Below are 209 nucleotides of genomic sequence, written 5' to 3'. Positions count from 1 at the left end.
GGCCGGGAAGCTTGTTGTGGTCGGTGAACTTGGGCTTGTCGTCGAAGTACTTGTTGTAGATCTGGATGGCCCCGGCGCCGATGACCAGCCCCGCACCCATGTCGAACACCGTGCTGGTACCGGACCCGACGAAGGTCTCCCACTTGAACTCCCACTTGTCGTAGAAGGCCCCGTTGATGATGACCTCGGCCGCGCTCTCCGCGGTACCC

At 62.2% G+C, this 209-nt stretch carries 1 protein-coding gene; it reads right to left on the bottom strand.

The features are described 5' to 3' along the window. The coding region (locus tag IG02_RS37530; RefSeq protein ID WP_037805290.1) for a hypothetical protein at nt 1-209 on the bottom strand (209 nt) is incomplete at both ends.

Origin of the sequence: Streptomyces sp. NRRL F-5135 (assembly GCF_000719775.1) — a bacterium.
GTDB classification, from domain to species: Bacteria; Actinomycetota; Actinomycetes; order Streptomycetales; family Streptomycetaceae; genus Streptomyces; species Streptomyces hebeiensis.
This window is presented reverse-complemented; position numbering and strand designations above follow the sequence as displayed.